The following is a 16,574-nucleotide window of genomic DNA, read 5'->3' on the forward strand; positions in this document are numbered from 1 at the left end:
CATGGAAAGAAAATACATAAGTCATAAATCATTAATGGATTTATTAACCGAAATCCAGAAAAATGACACATACATATATGCACCGGTTTCCGAACGAGATATTGTAAATTTCAAGCGTATCAATTCGGTTGATGAAATTTCAATGGATCACATTCAAACTGCTCAATCGGCTAAATCTGTAGCTTTTCCGCGTACAGAAAGGCTATTCTCGTATCAGAAAGAACAAGGTAATGTTACATTGCAAAACTACGATGTAAACTCAATACCAGAAGTTGTTGTATTTGGTCTCCATCCCTGCGATGCTGTTGGTTTCAAACCACTATCGAGTATCTTCAATTGGGACACTAAAGATTTACCTTTCAGCGAAAGGATGAAAAGAACAACATTGATAAGTCTAAGTTGTGCTAAGTCTGACGAATCTTGCTTCTGTACATCTGTAAACGGAGGTCCGGGAAATACTACGGGGAGCGATATTCTTCTTACCAAGATAAACGATGATGGTTATCTTGTTGAAATCATATCGGAAAAAGGTTCAGAATTAGTCCAAAAATACAAAAGCTATTTTGAAGTAGCACCTGAAGTAAACAAAGATAATTTTTTGGCTAAAATCGAAACTCGATTTACACTTAGTGATATACAAGAAAAAATAAGCAGTATGTTCGACAGCGAAGTTTGGAAAAAACAATCGAGGCGCTGTCTTGGTTGTGGTGCTTGCGCTTTCGTATGTCCGACATGTGCTTGTTTCGATATTCAGGAAAATACCAGAGGTGAATCGGGCGAAAGACTTAGATGCTGGGACTCTTGCGGTTTTTCTCTGTTTACAGTTCACACATCTGGGCATAATCCTAGAGAGACTCAAAGTCAAAGATGGCGACAACGCCTATTGCATAAATTTTCGTATATGCCCGAACGCTTACATACCGTAGGATGTACGGGATGCGGACGCTGTTCGAGAGCATGCCCTGTGGATATGAATCTGGCCGAACATCTGGAGTCTATAGCTAAACTAGAAGTAGAAACAATCTGAATATAAAGTTATGAACGATAATATATATTTACCTTATTTGGTGACTATCGATAAAATCACACAAGAGGCTCCTGGTGTAAAAACTTTTCGTTTGAAATTTCAGGATGAAGTGGCAGCTGAAAGTTTCCGTTTCAAAGCCGGACAGTTTGGTGAATACTCTGCATTCGGAGAAGGGGAATGTACTTTTTGTATTGCTTCTTCTCCGACTAGAAAAGGATATATCGAATGTACTTTTCGTGAAGCCGGGAAAGTAACTTCTGCTTTAGCTAAGCTGGAAGAAGGACAAACCATGGGCTTTCGCGGTCCATTCGGAAATACTTTCCCCATTGACGAGTGGAAAGGAAAGAATCTTCTTTTCATTGCAGGAGGAATAGCCTTGCCCCCAATGCGTTGTTTGATTTGGAATGCTTTGGATACCCGAGAAAACTTTAAAGATATAAGCATTTTGTACGGAGCTAAGTCTGTGGCAGATCTTGTATATAAACATGAATTGAAAGAATGGAAAGACAGACCGGATGTTCGCTTAATGACAACTGTAGATCCGGGAGGAGAAACTCCAGATTGGGATGGTGAAGTAGGATTTGTTCCTGCTATTTTGGAAAAAATGAATCCTTCGCCAGAAAATACGATAGCAATAGTCTGTGGACCTCCAGTTATGATTAAATTCACATTTCCCGTTCTTGACAAATTAGGTTTCTCACCTGAAAATATCTATACAACACTTGAAAACCGGATGAAATGCGGTGTAGGAAAGTGCGGACGATGCAATGTAGGGAAGCAATATGTATGTAAAGATGGGCCTGTCTTTTCTCGAATCCAACTGGAAGAATTACCAGCTGAATATTAAATTAATAACATCTTATTTCAAGATATTCCATCGCATACGATAATTTATCAAAGTCTTAAAACATTTCGCAAGAAACGGGTTGCTTAGCATTGTTATTTTGTATTTTTTTGTATAAAAGTACAATTATGGATAATCAATGTGCAATCAATTTCGAACGGATAAGCAAGGCTATCGAATTTATTAATAGCAATTATAAAAATCAACCAAGTCTGAACGACGTTGCCGAGCAAATAAATCTAAGCCCCTATCATTTCCAGAAATTGTTTACCGAATGGGCTGGAGTCAGCCCTAAACAATTTCTTCAGTATATAAGTCTTTCGCACGCAAAAGATTTATTGAAGCATGGTCAGTCAACCCTATTTGAGGCCAGCTATGAAATTGGATTGTCCGGAACAAGTCGTTTGCACGATCTTTTTGTTAGTATAGAAGGTATGACTCCCGGGGAGTATAAGAATGGAGGCGAAAATCTTAAGATCAATTACGATTTCGATTCCAGCCCTTTCGGAGAAATGCTAATTGCGTCCACAACTAAAGGAATATGTCACATGGCTTTTGTTGACAATAGGTCTGAAGCTATTTCATTCATGAAATCGATGTTTCCAAATGCAGAATATAATAATACAACTGATGTAAAGATACAAGATATTCAGTCTGTATTTGACAATGATTGGTCACAACCGAGTCAATTGAAATTACATGTAAAGGGTACTGACTTTCAGCTAAAAGTATGGGAAACTTTATTAAGAATACCAATCGGTGAAGTTGTTACCTATGGCGATATAGCTAAGAAGCTTGACAACCCCAAAGCTAGCAGAGCTATAGGCTCGGCAGTAGGTAGTAATCCCATTGCATATCTTATTCCATGTCATAGGGTTATACAATCTACAGGGTTGTTTGGACAATATCACTGGGGAAGTATCCGTAAAACAGCTATAATAGGTTGGGAATCTGCTCAAAATAACAATACTGATCTTTGATCATTTATGTTAAAAGATTTCATCAAAAGCGTCATCTAAATTCTCAAAACTAAAACGATAACCCGATTTCAATAAATTTTCGGGAACTACACGTTGCCCATCAACAACCATTGTTGACATTTCTCCTAAAATTGCCTTCAGGAGAAATTTGGGTAGACGAAACAAACACGGACGAGACATAGCCGATGCCAGTTTCCTCGAAAACATTCTATTTGTCTCGGGATTTGGAGCTGTTAAGTTAAATACACCTTTTGCATCGGAATTATTCAATAGAAAGAGAATTCCATCAACCATATCTCGAATATGAATCCATGAAATGTATTGATCGCCCCTACCCAAAATAGATCCTAGTCCGAAGCGGAATGGCAAAATAATTTTAGGCAACATTCCTCCATCTTTCGACAGAACAATGCCTGTACGCAAAATACAAACACGTGCCTTATCGCTCTGGCTATCCGCAGCCAGCTGTTCCCATTTATAGCAAAGCTGATGCAAGAATTCGTCATGAGGATGAGACTTTTCTGTCAGTATTTTTCCATTCTGTGCTCCATAATAGCCTACAGCCGATCCCGAGATGAATATTTGAGGCGGATTAGTACTATTTTCTATCAGTTCTGACAACCGATATGTTATGCTCCATCTACTTTCGCACAAAACTTCTTTTTGTCGTTCAGACCATCGTTTGCCAACAATCGGCTCACCAGCTAAATTTATCACAGCGTCATAGTCGTCGAGTGTTTCTAACGCATCAAGGCTCGAACAGTAGAAATCTACGCTCGAGTTAAGAACATTACGTGCTTTAATTATATCGCGCGTTAATACTGTAATTATATTTCCTCGATCTGAAAGTTCCCGAATAAGAGATCTTCCGATGAGTCCGGTTCCTCCTGTTATAAAAATATGCATCAGTCCTATACGTTTTGCTTGTGTACACTAAAGATAATTTTTTATTTCAGATAATCTACAATTAATTTATAACTTAGTGGACTTTAGAGAATTATTTAATGAAGAGAAACTACACAATATTAATCGCAAGCTTGATAATATTCGTTTGTGCAAAGCTATGGTTCAGAAATGCGGAGAATAATGATCTCCTTTTTCTACTGGCCCCGACAAATAGCATTATAGAATTATTTACGGCAACAAAGTCTGTATACAATCCTCAACTAGGTTATCGCTTCTCTGGCTTGGGTTTTCTGATAGATAAGTCCTGCTCTGGATTCAATTTTTTATTAATTTCATTCTTGATGGCGACATATATCGTAGTACAAATAAAAAAGTTTAGAAGTTTCTTTATAATTTCGATTTCTATCTGTATCGCATACATTACTACAATATTGGCTAACACATCTCGAATAGCAAGTTATCTCATCCTTATGCAAAATAACATTATAGGATTAATAGATCCGAATAATAATTGGCTGCATCGGGCTGAAGGTATTTTAGTATATCTATCGTTTCTTATTCTAAGCTATTTCTTATTGAATCACCTTACGACAAAACTGAACAAACATGAAAAAGCTGCTTGATCCCAAATGGTTAATTCTAATAAATACGCTACCAATAATAATAGTCATACTCTTAGGAGGGAGCGAATATAATGTCATCAAGTCTCTATTGGATGAGGAGAACATTAGTATGTGGCAAAAAACAGCCTATGCTCTTGTCGCATTAGGTATTACAACTGTGTGCTACTCCTTAGTTTCGACAATCCGAAAAAGCAAAGTGAACCTTTATTATTGTGCAACAACACTTATCATATATATTGCGTATCTATTCTTTGTCTATTCTGATTTGGATGATTTACTCCCTTGGCAAATTCCTTTTTGGATGACTTCCGGCAATATACATATCTATTTACTTGCAGCATTGATGCCAACTTTGGCACATGCAGCACTTTGTACAGTAATACTACTCACACCATCAGTCGATGATAAAAAAGCTTGGCACAACTTTGCTGTTGCAATACTTATACCTATTAGCTTCTATATTTTCGGAACGCTTATACCTCATCTTTTCGGTGGCTTTTTTGATTTTGATTACATCTATGCTATCATATTCATATGCGGAACTTTGTTTTTTCTGATGCTGCTTGTTAGAGGAATATACATCCTGCTTATGCAGAGAAAAACAGGTCATAAAGGTTTGCTTGCTGTAAAAATTATTATCGGGATAATCCTCCCTCTTGTTGGTCTGTATGTAAACGAATATATATTTCCGAATACTTTCGGTAATTTTTCGAGTATCTGGTTTTATATATTAGCACTTATAAATGGTATACTGTTATGCATACCATCACCCCAAAATGGCAAATCATACTTTGCGTTATTTATTGGAAGAGCTATCTGCTATAGCTTTACATTTTATTTCTTTATCGTATTTTTACCTTTTCTCCCTCTTTCACTTATAGCAATAATTGCTTTTGGCACAGGATTTCTAATGCTTACTCCGTTAGCTTTATTTGTTGTGTATACCACACAACTTTTCAAGGATATGAAATTGTTGAAGCTGAAGATAAATCCGATGCTACTCAATATAGTATGTATCATTTCATTCTGCGTGCTGCCCGTTGCACTAACCGTATCATATTCTTTTGATAAAAAGACATTAAACGAAACACTCGATTATTTATATAGCCCCGACTATGAAAAAGATTACAAACTAGATAAGGCTTCGATACAACGCACTCTGTCTAATATAGAAGAAAGAAGAGGTCAGTCTATCCTTTACACGACAACACCATACCTTGGGAACTTCTATCGCTGGCTGGTCCTGGATAATCTCAACCTTTCGGCAGAGAAAAAGGCTACAATAAAGAATGTATTTTGGGGAGAGACGCCAACTGTATCAACCTATAAAAGATCTGTTGCAGAAAAAACTGTCACAGATTCTCTAAATAATAATATGCAGAGAAAGGATATCTATATAAGCGATATTAAACATACATCTACTTATGATAAAAATCAGCAAGTATGGATCAGTTGGGTTGATTTATCGCTACATAACAGTACACCTAACTTCTGGAATACAGAATATGAAACAAAGTTTGAATTGCCTGAAGGTTGCTGGATAAGCGACTACTATCTAGATGTAGAAGGAATCAGAAAGAAAGGGTTATTAGCAGATAAAAAAGCGGCAACATGGATTTATAATGAAATTAGGAACGTCAACAGAGATCCGGGAATACTGAGATATACATATGGTAATATGATCGACTTTCGTGTATTTCCGTTTCAAGCTAATGAAACAAGATATACCGGTATAGAATTGATACATAAAGAACCCGTAAACATTACTATCGATAACAATCAAATAGATTTAGGAGAAAAAAATGATGGTATAGATAAAATTATCAGCAACAATCATGTAGCTTATATTCCACCTTCCGAAAAGGTCGATCTACCTCTAGCGAAAAGAAAGCCCTACTTCCATTTTATAGTGAATATAAACGATAGTAATAAGAACGTTCTCATCAATCAAATAGAGAAATTAATCAATGGTAATTTCATCAAAGGAGAGAATGCCAAAATCTCTTATACTGGAACTTATGTCCAAACAGCAAATTTAGATACTGACTGGCAACAGCAATTGAAAGAGAAGACCGATGAAAGTGGCTTCGTATGGGGCAGAGCTATCCGCAAAGCCATATTTAATAATTATACTAACCCTTCCCTTGAGTATTTCCCCATTTTTGTTGTATTAGGAAATAATTCTACTAAATCATTATTAGAAGAGAATTTTGATGATTTTAGGTTTGCATACCCAGATTATCAACATTTTTATACCATGAATAATGACACGCTGTTTGCAAACACTCTGTTTGGTAATCTTAGCCATTTTCGGGTTGATCAGATAATAGAAACTACATATACTCGGACATTCCAATTCGAGGATGGCTACAAAGCTTATTTATCTGATGATCTAGAGTCTGCAATTGTTATTAATCCAAATTCAGTAGAATGGGATAACATCGGAAAGAATAAAGATTGGCTAACTGCTCTGAATCAACAAAGTAGTTGGATGTTTCAGACTTTATATCCTCACAGAGCAAAGGATAATTGGGTGGAATTAGTTAAATCAAGTTTTCGTTCTGGAGTGATGACCCCTCTTACATCATACATTGTACTTGAGAACGAAACTCAGGAAGCTCTACTTAAAAAGAAACAAGAAGATATTCTTGCCGGTAATAAAAATCTAGACCTAGAAGATGAAATAAGGATGTCAGAACCGGATCTGTATATATTATTACTTTTACTAGGAGCTTTCTACATACTGATCAGAATAAGACACAATAGATATTAATTTATTACAAAATAAAAAGCAAGAGTAAAAACTCTTGCTTTTTTCCCTCAATAGGCTCAATTCCTAAAATTCAAATGTTGCACCAATGGTAGGAACCATTGTGGAACTTACCCGTTTCAACGACTTCATCTCATATCGCTGTTCTTCTTTGGGAGCCTCTGGATTTATTATATTACCTGTACTGATTATTACATCCTGATTTTTAAACTTACTGCCAGTTATATTCTGTAAATCTACGTATAAACCTACCATGAATTTTTTAAGATAGAAAATCTTATCAACCCTCAAATCCAGTTGAGTATATGATGAATTACGCTTCGTATTGTATTGGCTATAATCGAAATAAGGTTTCCCTTGAGCATCCCATGCTTCTACTAACGAAGATTTATCCAGATCGTATGGAGTATATGGTGCACCTCCTATCGATTTGATCTTGGCTCCGACACTCCAATTTTTAGGTAAATTATATGTACCTACTATATTGAATATATAACCATTATCCCATGCCGAGGCCACCGACTTATCTTCTGCGCTCTTAAATTTACTTTTGAACAAAGTAAATGATGATGAAACATTTACTTTACGCATAACAATCCATCTAGCCAACAATTCGGCTCCATAACTTTCACCTTCTGAAGTTGGTAAAAGGTACTCATTACCGATAATTCCATAATCGTCACCTTTACTCATTAATGGAATGCCATCTTCTACCGATAGAGGCATCTTATCATATTGTTTATAGAAACCTTCGAGTGAAATTTCAAGATTATTTTGGATAGTCCAATTAAAACCTCCCGAAAGTTGATCGACTTGCATATAATCAAGTTCTTTATTTACATATTTACCATTATTGTCTTTAAATCCTAATGCCGTAAGAGGTGGTAATTGATAATAACGCCCAATATTAGCACTCGCGTTCAAATTACCTATAAGTCGATAGGATAAAGACAATCGAGGCGAAATCTGCTTATATATCTTATTCATAGTCGAAGCATATGACGCTGCATCTGCTCTTACTCCTAAAGATGCTTTTAATCTTTCATTAGGTGAGACATAATCGATATTCGTGAAAATACCCCATTTAGCAAAATTCAGATCGGTTTCATAGTTCCAATCTACATCTCTACCGCTCAGGAACAAACGCTGAAAACTTTTATTATCATATTGCACATAATCGAGACTGGCTCCAGCATTGATCTTCCAATCACCTAAACGTGTCAAATTTTCAAACCGAAATTTAGATTCTTGTTCAACAGATTTATACTTTAGCCGTAAATTATCAGGATTGCTCTCATCATTATCCTGATATTTAGTATTCCTATTATTCAGGTAGCTATGACTTAATACTACAGTCTGAGTATTTATTTTACTATAATGCTTATATACAGCACCAACTGTAAAAGTTTCCTGTTTAATAGTTGGTAAGTAACTAAGTATATATTCGGCGTCATCAGTCGTGGCCTTATCATTTAGCTTCATATCATCCAATCCTCCTAGGCCTATAAAGGTAAGTTCATGAGTTGGCGAAAACTTGGTTTTTATTTTAAATAAGGCATCGTTATAAGTAGGACGAAAAGGTAAGCCTATCATATCGAAAAGGAATTCCAAATATGAACGTCTCAACGATACTAAATAAGTCGTTTTATTTCCCATTGGTCCATTAATCGCAACCGAGGCTTCTGATGCACCCAAAGTTGCTTTGAGCGATAACTTCTCGGGATTACCATCTCTCAACTTAAAATCCAGTACAGAACTCAGTGCATCACTGCTATACGAAGGAAAAGCAGCGGTAAAGAAATTAACTTCTCGGATAAAGTCGGCATTAATGATACTCATCGGTCCACCCGAAGCTCCTTGTGTACTGAAGTGATTGATGTTTGGAATTTCAATTCCATCCAGATAAAAACTATTTTCGGAAGGTCCCCCACCCCTGACAACTAAATCGTTTCTATAGCCTGAAGGTGAAAAAGATACTCCGGGGTACGATTGTACGATACGTGATATATCTCGGTTTGCACCCGGACTCTTTTCTATTTCTTGCGAGCTTATAATATGCAATCCAACCGGGCTTTCGGTTGTACGCCTAAAAGGTGAAGGATAGACATTCACTGCTGCCATTTCATTAGCATTAGCCTCTATCTCAACCGTTACATGTAAATCATTTACCGTTAATGAATATTCTGGTGTTATGGCTGTCTTATATCCAACAAAAGAGACTTGTAATGAATATGAACCTGGACTTAAATTATCTATCGAAAAATATCCGATTGAATCGGTTTGCACTCCTATAGTTGTTCCTTTAATTGCGACACTGGCAAAGCCAACTGGTGAACGATCGCCTTGATCAATCACATATCCTTTTATCGAATGTTTATTTTGTGCAATTACATTGAAAGATATAAGGATGAAAAAGAGTATAAGAGTTATTTTATTTTTATACATAGTAAAATCTACAATTATCAGCTAAATATATAATTAACTTTATCAGTTATGAAAGAACTACTTTTCGATAGATGTTATTTAAATTATTTTAACACACCATTTAATCAACAAGTAAATCAGTTTATTGTTCAAGGAATAAATATCCGTCTCTTATAATATATAGAAAGTATACTTGCGCCTCAAAATTATTATTTATTTCCATATATATATTATTATACAATAAATTCTTATATTTGTTTATACCGTTACCTGAGAAACAGATAATCCATTTAATAATTTGGCTCTACGATTAAGCAGTATGGACTACCAAAAGACATTTATAGACATTATAGCCCGTTATGTACCTGAAGACGAAAAGCTTGTTGACTTTATATCGAGACTAATTAATTTAGGAAAAGAGGCAAGCTACAGACGTATCAGAGGTGAAGTCGAATTTACATTATCGGAAGTAGTCACAATATCAAAAGCTTTAAATATTAATTTAACATCATTGATAATACGCGAAGGTGGAGAAAAAGTAACATTCAATCTTCGTTTACCTGAAGATGCAAATCCGGCGAACAGTAATATAAAAAAAATCGAAGCCGACCTGAATGTCTTAGAAGGAATAGACAAAAAGTCTGATTCGACACTATATAGTGTATGCCGATCTATACCCGATATTTTTTACTACGAACATCCTTATCTCACAAAATTAAAGTTACTGAAAACACAATTCAATATCGGAGCCGTACAACCCCTACCATTATCGCATATCGAAATACCGAACAAATTATTAAAAATACAAGAAGAATATTGGAATGAGCTCAAGTATTTTAATCTGACATATATATTGGCCCCTAATTTGTTGACATCAATAATAAGCGATATCCAATTCTTCAATAATCTAAATCTTATTTCAGAACAAGAAAAGCAACATCTAAAAAAAGAACTAATCTCCATTCTTAATATTATTGACGAAACTGCACGTACTGGATTATTTCGTCAAAAAGAAATCTCTTTATATGTATCGCATGTGATTCTCGACCTATCGCACTCGTTGATTGTCTCAAAAGCTTTAGACGCTTCTGTAATAGACCTACATTATCCAAATTCACTCCTCTCTTTTGACAGAGAAATGTGTCAATCACATCTCAGACGTATACAAGTAATCAGAAAGTGTTCTTCGTCAATCACAATGTCTGGAGAACCAACCAAAATTTCTTTCCTTTCGGATCAAAAAGACATGATTGGCTTATTATAAGCCTTCTAACAAAATATCTGTGTAATTTATTAATTCTCATCTATGCTAATTTACTTAGCATAAGTATTACTATGCTTGCGAAATAAGTATTTTTCTTGAAATACAATTTTTATCAATAATTAGACTCCTATAAACTTACAATGTAAATTTCAACGGACTTTTAATTTCCATATCCGCCAAAATTATTCAACCAAAAGCATCAAACTCGAAAATAGAAAAAATACAATTTTCTTTTTGCATTTTAAGAAAAAAATAAGCTTCTTCATTTTCTTTTCTATTTATAACTTGAACATACGTTAATCAGAAAAGCTATTTAAAGAGAAAGAAATAGCTACACATAAATCGACATACGATCCCCATCTAGCACGTTATAATAGATGACTCTCTGCAACTATAAGCCCATCTACTTTAAGTAAACATTTGCTAACAATTTAATACGAAACACATGAAAGGATCAAAATGGTTTAAATTCACCTTACTTTATCTAGGTGCAATAATTCTCTCGATCAGCCAGATGAAAATTTCGCCGACTGACTTACGCGAATCCTTCATTTCATTGCTGAATATTAGTCCATTAGAAGTATCAATCTATGTATCAATTTTCGCTTTTGCTCCCGTATTTCTTGCAATTCCCGGCGGTAATCTTGTGAAACGTTATGGAGCTAAACTGATTAGTATTTTGATAATGGTTGCACTCTTCTTAGGAAACTTTATCGGTTATATCACCGATTCGTACTCCGTAATGTTAGTGGCTAGAATCATAGAAGGGATATCCTTCTCATTCATTATGGTTACAGGCATGGTACTAATTACACATTGGTTTAAAGATGGAGGATATGGACTAGCTGTAGGTATTTTCGGTACATTCTCTGCATTCGGATATGCTGCGGTTATCTACATATTACCAATGATATACAGCAGCTATGGACTTAAAAGCATTTGGCTGGCGTTAGCAGTTGCTTCGGCCATAATCGGTGTGTTTTTCATCTTATTATTTGACAATCCTAGAAGCGAAAGCAATGGTTCGGAAAAGGTCAACAAAGCATCACTGAAAGAAGCATTCAGTAACTCACGAATAATTATGCTCGCAATAGCGATGTCGACTGTCAGCTTCATCTTGTTTACATTCCTAGATGGTTATCCTACAATATTCAAGACTGTATACAACTTAGCACCGGAAGCATCAAGTCTTAATTCAATGATATTTGGATTGATTGGTATTCCAGTAGGGCTTATTATAGGATTCCTTATCGAAAAGACCGGCAAACCACTAACAATCGGATTTTTCTCTTTCATTATAATGGCTATTGCATGTTTCGTTACAGATAAGACACCTGAAACTCTACTACTTGTTCAAGTTATCGTTCTATCAACATGTATAAGCTTTACTTCAACATCAATTGCAGCATCAGTGCCAAAAGTAGTGAAACACCCAGGACTTATCGAAGACAGTTTCGCTATAGTTTACTTATTCTATTACGTAGGTGCATTAATAGGAATTCCAATTGTTTCAGGTCTAGTAAGTAGTTACGGATGGGCTATCGGAGTATTACCATTAACAGTAGTCGCACTTGTAGGAGCAGTATTAGCATACCCATTCTTGAGACGTGAAAACAAAGTAAATCAAATCAATTAAAAAATACTAACTAAAAATATTAGGAGGAATAAAAATGGCAAACAAAAATTTCAACCCAGGATTAAATTATGCAAAAGAACTAGATCAAAAAGATCCTCTAAGAGCATTCAGAGAAAGATTTTATCAACTCGAAGGCGGCAAAATATATATGGATGGTAACTCGCTTGGACTAGCATCGAAAGATGCAGAAAAAGCATTATTAGATATGATTGAAGTATGGAAAACTGAAGGCATCCTTCTTTGGAACGTGAAAGACGGATACTATTTCCAATATGCTCGCGAACTAGGTAATAGATTAGCTAAGCTTATTAAAGCTGACGAAAACGAAGTTATTGTTACCGGAAATACGACAATCAATGTTCATCAAATGATAGGTACGTTCTGGCGTCCGACAAAAGATCGTTATAAAATATTGGTGGACGACCTTAACTTCCCAACAGACCGTTATGCTATCGATAGCCAAGTCGAGCTTAAGGGTATGAAAGTAGAAGATGTAGTGAAAGTTGTAAAAAGCAGAGACGGTATTTTCATCTACGAAGACGATATTATCGAAGCTATGACTGACGATGTTGCAGTAATCTTATTACCATCGGTTCTATATCGTAGTGCACAGCTCGTAGATATGGAACGTGTTACAAAAGAAGCTCATAAGAGAGGTATTTATATTGGTTGGGACCTTTGTCACTCAATAGGATGTGTTGAGCATGATTTCAAGAAAATAGATCCTGATTTCGCAATTTGGTGTAATTACAAGTATCTATCAGCTGGACCAGGTGCATCTGCAGGTTTGTTCGTAAATAAAAAACATTTTGGCAAATCAGTAGGATTAGCAGGATGGTTCGGAAACAAAGATGAAACACAATTCCAACTTAGACACAAATTCGAACAAGCACCTGATGCTATTGCATGGCAAACAGGTACTCCAAGTCACTTCTCAATGGCTCCGCTAGAAGGAGTTCTTAATATTTATGATGAAGCTGGATTGCACAATATACGTGAGAAATCACTTAATCTGACAGCCTATCTAATGTACTTGATAGATACAACACTTACACAATACGGATACTCATATAATAATCCAACCGACGACACAAAACGTGGAGGTCACGTATCACTAGTACATGATGAGGCTTATCGTATCTGTCTTGCACTGAAAGATCATGATGTAGTGCCTGACTATCGCGAACCTAATGTTATCAGACTAGCTCCAATTGCTCTTTACAATAGCTACGAAGATGCATTCAAATTGGTTGAAGCATTAAGAGTTATCGGAGAAAACAAAGAGTGGGAAAAATACAGTGCAGAGAGAGCAATGGTTATGTAACTAACCCTTGTGCATGAACAGGCGGAAGAGGTTAACTATATAGGCTAGTTAACCTCGACCTCCTCTAGCTTACCTCAATCTGTATAAAATTGATTTCCGGGCTCATTTCCAATCCACATTTCGTTAATGATAAATCTTTTTACCATGAAAAAAAACTGGATTCTAATAATTTTTGTAATGGTATTTATCCCATCCTTGTTTGCACGAGGAGAAAATTACAACAAAGACACCGATGGTTCGACGACCAAAATTGAAAAAGATACTATCGACCAAGAAGTCGATGAACCTACTCTAAAAAAGATCGCCAAAAACATCTACTTCTCTGCATATTTTCAAGGGCAATACCAACATGGACAAAAAGATGTAAATCGCTTAATGGTTGGATCGACAAATGAAAATTATGGAGAGAAATCATTTAACAGATTTGGACTTCGAAGAGCTTTTTTTAGTACAATGTACCAAACTGGAATCGTTCAGGCATTGTTAACTGTCGAAGTCAAAGACAACAAAGACATTTGGTTTAGTGATGCTTTTCTAAATATCACCGATCCTTGGACCAATCGCTTCAGTTTGTCGGTAGGTTCATTAAACCCAAACTTCGGTTACGAATTGAGTGTATCTCCTTCGGCATATGAACTTATAGAAGGAACTTCTTTTCTATACAGTTTACTCCCTGACATTTACGATATAGGTGCACAACTAACATATCGGGCCCCAGAAAAATATGCCAATCTGAATGTAAATCTTAGCCTTGTTGGTGGTAATGGTGTACAGAGAGAGACCGATAGTCGGCGCGACTTTGTAGGTACAGTAACAGCCAGTACAAATAAAAAGAAACCTATTCGACTATCAGGAGGATTCTCATACTACAACGGATCAGTATATCAAGGCAGTGAGAATGTCTATAAGATGAAAGGTAAAGAGTTCGTTCTGAATAGTAATCCCGACAATATCGGCAAATATGCAAAACGAGAATATTTCGATATCAATGCCCAATTAGCATTCGATACGCCTTTCGGTCTCAGTCAACTTCGCGGAGAATATGTCTTCGGTACACAACCAGCAGGTGGAGATTTCTATGACAGTCCAAATTCAAAAGACAGACCTACGACAGATACATACATCAGAGATTTTAATGGAGGTTATGTTTATTACCTACAACAATTAGGGAAAAAACTTCCGCTAACATTTTGGGGAGGCTATAGTTGGCATGATCCAAACACAAAAGTATCAGATAACGAAGTTGGTCAGTTCAATACAAACGCAACAGACATTAGTTATCAGACTGTAAGTTTAGGCCTTATTTGGTTCCCATATCCTGCTATTAGGGTGCAAGCATTTTATGAAATGCCTATCAATGAAAAATCGATAAATCTTGCCGAGCAAGGATTCAATAGAAACAGAAAAGACAATATTTTCTCATTAAGAATTCAGTACAAATATTAAACTAACAAATAAAAACTAGTATTATGATAATTGGAATACCTAAAGAAATAATGCCCGGCGAAGCACGTGTATCTGCCAGTCCGGAAGCTGTAAAAAAATATATTGCAGATGGTTCAACCGTATTAGTTGAAAAAAGTGCAGGAGTTGGATCATATTATTTAGACGAACATTACGTTGCAGCAGGTGCTCAAATCATTGATTCGGCTAAGGAAGTGTATGAAAAAGCAGACTTAATACTTAAAGTAAAAGAACCGCTATTCAACACAGAGTACAATAAGCATGAAGTTGAACTAATGCACAAAGGGCAATATTTGATCACATTTATACATCCAGCATCGCCAGTAAACCATGATATGGTAAAAAAATTGGCTGAGCAAGGAGTTATCAGTATGACATTAGACAGTGTACCTCGTATTTCGCGCGCTCAATCTATGGATGCTTTGACTTCGATGAGTACATGTGCCGGTTACAAAGGAATATTGATGGCTGCTAACGAACTTCCGAAGTTTATCCCACCTATGTTTACTGCCGTTGGAGCTATGCAACCGGCCAAAGTATTAGTTATTGGTGTTGGCGTAGGAGGCCTTCAAGCACTGGCTACCGCTAAACGCTTAGGTGCTACAACTTATGCTACAGATATCCGTCCGGCTGCTGTTGAGCAAGCCCTCAGCCTTGGTGCAAAAGCTATAGATTTAGGTATCCCTGCTGATCTGGCTATTGCAGATGGTGGATATGCAAAAGCATTGCCTGAAGAATGGATAGAAAAAGAACGTGCAAAATTGACAGAAGTTATCAAAGAAATGGATGTTGTTTTTTGCGGCGCACTAGTACCAGGTAAAGTGGCTCCTATCCTTATTACTGAAGATATGGTTAAACAAATGCCACATGGATCAGTTATTGTCGACATATCTATTGACCAAGGTGGTAACTGCGCATTAACTCCTCCTGGAACTACAGAAGTAAAACACGGTGTAACTATTATCGGTGTTAAAAATATTCCTGGAACATTGGCAACAAGTTCGACTTGGATGTTTGCCCAGAATGTATACAACTTAGTAAAATTCTTAACTAAGGATGGTAAGATTGAATTGGATATGTCTGACGAGATAGTCAAAGCAATACTTGTAACAATAGATGGTAAAATTGTGCATACTGGAGCATTAGAAGCTATGGGTTAATACTAATCGTTCCCGATAAGCAAAGGCTGCAAACTATTTAAGTTTGCAGCCTTTATTTTACATCTATATAAAAACTAAATCATCTACATAATTTAATTATCTTTGTTATTATAGAATTAAAGCATATTATCATAAATAATATTATCTTTATC

General features: G+C 36.0%; 12 protein-coding genes. 10 read left to right on the forward strand and 2 right to left on the reverse strand.

Annotation, left to right across the window (positions count from 1 at the left end; all coding sequences use genetic code 11):
* Window position 1: 1 nt before the first annotated feature.
* The 3 genes from C1A06_RS12855 (at window position 2) to C1A06_RS12865 (ending at window position 2,851) form a co-directional block, all read left to right on the forward strand.
* Entirely contained in the window at window positions 2-1,027 is a 1,026-nt protein-coding gene (locus tag C1A06_RS12855) for a 4Fe-4S dicluster domain-containing protein (protein ID WP_101690620.1), read from the forward strand.
* Window positions 1,028-1,037: 10 nt separating this feature from the next.
* Window positions 1,038-1,874, forward strand: a complete 837-nt coding sequence (locus C1A06_RS12860; RefSeq protein WP_101690621.1) for an FAD/NAD(P)-binding protein — start codon at window positions 1,038-1,040, stop codon at window positions 1,872-1,874.
* Between the two features lie 125 nt (window positions 1,875-1,999).
* Entirely contained in the window at window positions 2,000-2,851 is an 852-nt protein-coding gene (locus tag C1A06_RS12865; protein ID WP_101690622.1) for a bifunctional helix-turn-helix domain-containing protein/methylated-DNA--[protein]-cysteine S-methyltransferase, read from the forward strand.
* 9 nt (window positions 2,852-2,860) lie between these two features.
* Here the strand turns inward: C1A06_RS12865 and C1A06_RS12870 are convergent, their stop codons facing one another.
* Window positions 2,861-3,757, reverse strand: a complete 897-nt coding sequence (locus tag C1A06_RS12870) for a TIGR01777 family oxidoreductase (RefSeq protein ID WP_101690623.1) — start codon at window positions 3,755-3,757, stop codon at window positions 2,861-2,863.
* 98 nt (window positions 3,758-3,855) lie between these two features.
* Between C1A06_RS12870 and xrtK the strand changes: the two genes are divergently transcribed.
* Together xrtK and C1A06_RS12880 are read left to right on the forward strand one after the other, a co-directional pair.
* Window positions 3,856-4,380 (forward strand): exosortase K, encoded by a 525-nt coding sequence (gene xrtK / locus C1A06_RS12875; protein WP_101690624.1) that lies wholly within the window; start codon window positions 3,856-3,858, stop codon window positions 4,378-4,380.
* Entirely contained in the window at window positions 4,364-7,153 is a 2,790-nt protein-coding gene (locus C1A06_RS12880; RefSeq protein ID WP_101690625.1) for an MSEP-CTERM sorting domain-containing protein, read from the forward strand. The genes xrtK and C1A06_RS12880 overlap by 17 nt, the downstream gene beginning before the upstream one ends.
* Before the next feature lie 63 nt (window positions 7,154-7,216).
* Here the strand turns inward: C1A06_RS12880 and C1A06_RS12885 are convergent, their stop codons facing one another.
* A complete protein-coding gene (locus tag C1A06_RS12885; protein WP_101690626.1) occupies window positions 7,217-9,595 on the reverse strand; it encodes a TonB-dependent receptor in 2,379 nt (792 codons plus the stop codon).
* A gap of 298 nt (window positions 9,596-9,893) precedes the next feature.
* Here C1A06_RS12885 and C1A06_RS12890 point away from each other — a divergent pair, with 298 nt between their 5' ends.
* The 5 genes from C1A06_RS12890 to C1A06_RS12910 all read left to right on the forward strand — a co-directional run bounded on the left by C1A06_RS12890 (window position 9,894) and on the right by C1A06_RS12910 (window position 16,422).
* On the forward strand, window positions 9,894-10,838 hold the full coding sequence (locus C1A06_RS12890) for a hypothetical protein (RefSeq protein ID WP_101690627.1): 945 nt from the start codon (window positions 9,894-9,896) through the stop codon (window positions 10,836-10,838).
* A 445-nt stretch (window positions 10,839-11,283) separates the two neighbouring features.
* On the forward strand, window positions 11,284-12,474 hold the full coding sequence (locus C1A06_RS12895) for an MFS transporter (protein ID WP_101690628.1): 1,191 nt from the start codon (window positions 11,284-11,286) through the stop codon (window positions 12,472-12,474).
* Window positions 12,475-12,508: 34 nt separating this feature from the next.
* On the forward strand, window positions 12,509-13,798 hold the full coding sequence (kynU, locus tag C1A06_RS12900) for a kynureninase (RefSeq protein ID WP_101690629.1): 1,290 nt from the start codon (window positions 12,509-12,511) through the stop codon (window positions 13,796-13,798).
* A 144-nt stretch (window positions 13,799-13,942) separates the two neighbouring features.
* Window positions 13,943-15,244: a putative porin gene (locus C1A06_RS12905; protein WP_101690630.1), complete on the forward strand. Its 1,302-nt coding sequence runs from the start codon at window positions 13,943-13,945 to the stop codon at window positions 15,242-15,244.
* Between the two features lie 23 nt (window positions 15,245-15,267).
* Window positions 15,268-16,422, forward strand: coding sequence for an NAD(P) transhydrogenase subunit alpha (locus tag C1A06_RS12910; protein WP_101690631.1), 1,155 nt, complete (start codon window positions 15,268-15,270; stop codon window positions 16,420-16,422).
* Window positions 16,423-16,574 lie beyond the last annotated feature (152 nt).

Origin of the sequence: Dysgonomonas massiliensis, assembly GCF_900240225.1 — a bacterium.
Taxonomy (GTDB): Bacteria; Bacteroidota; Bacteroidia; order Bacteroidales; family Dysgonomonadaceae; genus Dysgonomonas; species Dysgonomonas massiliensis.

Coding starts and splice junctions, on each gene's coding strand:
- C1A06_RS12855 (WP_101690620.1), top strand. CDS start 2: ATGGAAAGAAAATACATAAGTCATAAATCATTAATGGATTTATTAACC.
- C1A06_RS12860 (WP_101690621.1), top strand. CDS start 1,038: ATGAACGATAATATATATTTACCTTATTTGGTGACTATCGATAAAATC.
- C1A06_RS12865 (WP_101690622.1), top strand. CDS start 2,000: ATGGATAATCAATGTGCAATCAATTTCGAACGGATAAGCAAGGCTATC.
- C1A06_RS12870 (WP_101690623.1), bottom strand. CDS start 3,757: ATGCATATTTTTATAACAGGAGGAACCGGACTCATCGGAAGATCTCTT.
- xrtK (WP_101690624.1), top strand. CDS start 3,856: ATGAAGAGAAACTACACAATATTAATCGCAAGCTTGATAATATTCGTT.
- C1A06_RS12880 (WP_101690625.1), top strand. CDS start 4,364: ATGAAAAAGCTGCTTGATCCCAAATGGTTAATTCTAATAAATACGCTA.
- C1A06_RS12885 (WP_101690626.1), bottom strand. CDS start 9,595: ATGTATAAAAATAAAATAACTCTTATACTCTTTTTCATCCTTATATCT.
- C1A06_RS12890 (WP_101690627.1), top strand. CDS start 9,894: ATGGACTACCAAAAGACATTTATAGACATTATAGCCCGTTATGTACCT.
- C1A06_RS12895 (WP_101690628.1), top strand. CDS start 11,284: ATGAAAGGATCAAAATGGTTTAAATTCACCTTACTTTATCTAGGTGCA.
- kynU (WP_101690629.1), top strand. CDS start 12,509: ATGGCAAACAAAAATTTCAACCCAGGATTAAATTATGCAAAAGAACTA.
- C1A06_RS12905 (WP_101690630.1), top strand. CDS start 13,943: ATGAAAAAAAACTGGATTCTAATAATTTTTGTAATGGTATTTATCCCA.
- C1A06_RS12910 (WP_101690631.1), top strand. CDS start 15,268: ATGATAATTGGAATACCTAAAGAAATAATGCCCGGCGAAGCACGTGTA.